Genomic DNA, 3,123 nt, shown 5'->3' on the forward strand with positions numbered 1-3,123 from the left:
CAGGTGAGGGTGCGGTCCTTGATGAGCTGCAGCCGTAGGGGCGGGGTGCCGTAGCGGACGGCGTTGGTGACCAGTTCGCTGACGATCATTTCGGTGGTGTAGGCGGTTTCCTCATCCACTCCCCAAAGGGTGAGCTGGTGTTGGGCGTGGGTGCGCGCCGTGGCGACGGCTTTGGGGTGGTGGTCGAGATGCCACGTGGCGATCTGGTCGGCGGGGAATGGGTGGGTGCGGGCGAGGAGGAGGACGACGTCGCCGTGGCGGGTGTCGTCGTTCCGCAGCCGGTAGAGCACGTCGTCGCATAGATCCTGCAGTGGCCGGTCAGGGTGGGCCAGCACCCGTTGGAGGGTGTCCGGGGACGGGGAGACGTGCAGGAGGGATGCGGTGTAGAAGGCGAGGACGCTGCCGTCGGCGACAGAGATCGTCGTGGCGGCGAAGGGGGGTCCCTCGGCGGTGCCCATGGGAGGTCCGCTCGGCAGGTCGAGGATCTCGGTCCTCCCGTCGGGATGGGCGATGACGGGTGGAGGGTGGCCGGCCAGGGCGATGGTGCAGGTCTGGGCGAGCGGGTCGTAGACCGCGTACACGCAGCTTCCCGTGAGCGGCTGCCCGTGCAGGGGGTCGCCGGGCGGCAGAGCCGCGCGTTCCTGGGCCAGGCTTACGGCGGTGTCGTTGAGGCGTGCCAGGAGCTCGTCGGGCTCCAGGTCGAGTGCGGACAGGGAGTGGGTGGCGGTCCGCATCTGTCCCAGGGTGGTGGCCGCGTGGATGCCGTGGCCGGCGACTTCGCCGACCACCAGTGCGGTGCGGGCGCCGGACAGGTCGAAGGTGTCGTACCCGCCGCCTCCGCCCACCTCGGAGGGCACGTGCAGGTGCGCGGTTTCAACAGTGGTCTGCGACGCCGGGCAGGGAGGCAACAGATGGCGCTGGATGGTCAAGGCGATGGTGTGCTCGCGGGTGTAGCGGCGGGCGTTGTCGAGGCACAGCGCGGTGTGAGCGGCGACTGCGAGGGCGAGGGTGACATCGTCCTCGTCGTAGACGTCCGCGGGGTCGGTGCGGTACAGGCTCAACAGCCCCAGCACGGTTCCACGCAGCGTCAGGGGCACGGTGATCAGGCTGCGGGCACCGGATGCGCGGATCGCCTGACCGCGCTGCGGGACGGCTGCCAGCCAGGGCGTGTCGGGACCCAGGGCGACGAGGCGGGGCTTGAGGTCGGCCAGCGTCTGGGCGTAAGGCGTCGGAAACGGCAGTGCACGCACGTCACCCACCGGATGTGCCTGAATCTGCTCCTCGCCGCCGCTGTGCCCGACGGCGACACGGCGCAGCGGCACCTCCCGTCCCAGAGGGCTCAGCGGGGGGTCCACGCCACGCACCACTGCGTCCACCACTTCCACCACGGCGATATCGGCGAGGCCCGGCACCACCGCCCGCACCAGTTCCTCGCAGGTGGCCACCACGTCGAGGGTCCGTCCCACCTGCTCGCGCACCGAGCCGAGGACACGCAGGCCCGCGCGTACCTTTTCGCGTTCGGTGACATCCAGCATCTCCACCAGCACCCCCAAGACCCTCCCCTGCGAGTCCTCCAGGCGAGAGACCGAGACGCAGAACAGGTACTCCGGCCCCGGCACGCCCTTCGGACGCACCCCCACCAGTCGCCCCCGCGCGGGCACGCCGCTCTCCAGCACGCCTTCCGCCATCGCCTCCACCTCACCGGGTGCGGAAAAGTCGTATTCGTCGGTGATGTGTCGGCCCATGATCTGTTCAGGTGGCGCTTCGTGCAGAAGCGGCCTGGTGAGGTTGACCCGCAGGACTCGCAGCTCCGGGTCCAAGATCAGCAGATCTGTAGGTGACTGGTCGAACAGAACTTGCAGTACTGCGGCATCCTCGACGGGCGAGCTGGCTTCGTTGTGCGCCACGGCAACCCACCTCCACCCTCCAGCCTGCTCTTGCCCCGCCCCCCTCGCCTCGCGACGTGTCGGACGTCGGGGGTCCAGATGTGGCGGCCTGCTCGGCTTGGGTCGTCATCCGAGTGTGTCGGGGATGTGTCGCGAACACCGAGAGACAACGAGAGAGGGCGGGAGTCAGTGAGACTGACTTCCGCCCTCTCGTGTCGGCATCCGCCCTGGTCAGCGCTTGATTTCTGCTGATCTTCCCCGGGCAGGATTCGAACCTGCGCACACGGCTCCGGAGGCCCTTTCGTCTCTCAAACAACATGCTGGTCAGACCTCATCCCACGGAACCAGCCGTGCTCCGTCCACGGATAGTCCACGGGTTGGTGCTCCCTAACAGAGCCCAGCTCTCGGCGACGGGTGAAAACTGACCGCTGATCGGCGGATGAACGGTGACCCACCTCGCGATCTTCTGATCATCGTGATCTTCATCGAGGTCAGGAAGAGAGGGTGATTGACGTGGAGGACTGGGCTGAGATCCGCCGGCTGCACCGGGCCGAGAGTAGGTCATCGTCTGGGCCTGGTCGGCGGCGCGCTTGCGCAGTCGCTTGAGTTCCTCCCGCTCGGCCGCGTCCAGCCCGTTACCGGATGGCATCGCGCCCCCGCGGCGGTCTGTCCGACGCCGTTCGCCTTCTTCACCCAGCCCCGCAGACTCTCCGAGCTGACGCCGAGTTCCTGGGCGACCTCGGTCACCGTCCGGCCCGAGGACGCCACGAGCGCGACCGCGTTCCGCTTGAGCTCCTGGGCTCACACGTCTCAGTCTCCAGGTGTCCACGACCAAGGGGAAGTTTCAAAGACTGTGGGCGCCGGTGCTCCCTCACGCACCGGCGCCCACTCACCCCTGCCCGAGGTGGTCTTGATGGACTTTCTGTTCAGGAATCAGTCGACGAGGGTCATCAGGGGACGAGGATGAGGCGGATCGGGTCGCCGATCTTGTTCTCCAGCCGGTGGACGGCGTCCGCCGCGTCGGCGAGCGGGATGTGGTCGGTGATGGAGGGGGCCAGGTCGAGGCGGCCGGCTGCGGTCAGCTGCACCAGCTCGGAGACGGACTCGGGGAAGCCGCCGTAGTGGCCGCGGACCTGCTTGCACAGGTAGTTGAAGGTCAGGCCCTCGGTGATGGTCAGTGGCCGGGGTGTGATGCCCACCAGGATGAGGGAGCCGCCCAGGCCGAGCACGGAGGCGG

1 protein-coding gene and 2 pseudogenes are annotated in these 3,123 nt (G+C 68.3%); all 3 read right to left on the reverse strand.

The window, feature by feature from the left end; all coding sequences use genetic code 11:
* The coding region (locus tag ACWDA7_RS51585; protein WP_450615000.1) for a SpoIIE family protein phosphatase at positions 1-1,907 on the reverse strand (1,907 nt) is incomplete at its 3' end.
* Between the two features lie 540 nt (positions 1,908-2,447).
* Positions 2,448-2,672 (reverse strand): annotated as a pseudogene (locus tag ACWDA7_RS51590) (transposase); the annotation flags it as partial.
* A 164-nt stretch (positions 2,673-2,836) separates the two neighbouring features.
* A pseudogene (locus ACWDA7_RS51595) lies at positions 2,837-3,123 on the reverse strand (zinc-binding dehydrogenase); the annotation flags it as partial.

The sequence above is a fragment of the Streptomyces sp. NPDC001156 genome, from assembly GCF_053598275.1.